The organism is Enterobacter sp. UNJFSC 003 (genome assembly GCF_036903355.1).
In the GTDB taxonomy this organism is placed as follows: Bacteria; Pseudomonadota; Gammaproteobacteria; order Enterobacterales; family Enterobacteriaceae; genus Enterobacter.
The window spans coordinates 1-256 of sequence record NZ_JBAKHK010000240.1 but is presented as its reverse complement, the minus strand read 5'-3'; the positions used below and the strand labels follow the sequence as shown (position 1 = coordinate 256).

Genomic DNA, 256 nt, shown 5'->3' with positions numbered 1-256 from the left:
CCGCAGGCAGCAGTGTGCGAATAGAATCCCAGGTTAGCGTGAATTCTGAATTAGGCAGATCCCACGGCAGCACCAGTTGCGGCAGCAGTTGCGGAATACCGTTACCCTGAGAACCATCGGCCAGGACGTAGTGGAATTGCGAACCGATGGTAGCAACATGTCCGCCGAGCAGGTTAACAATCCCCATCACCGCGCAACCAGCCAGCAAGGCCGGAAGGTGACCGGGTAAACGAATGCCCAGACGCGGCCAGAAAAC

At 57.4% G+C, this 256-nt stretch carries 1 pseudogene; it reads right to left on the bottom strand.

Annotated features, from left to right (window positions below):
* A pseudogene (locus V5P19_RS23970) lies at positions 1–256 on the bottom strand (C4-dicarboxylic acid transporter DauA); the annotation flags it as partial.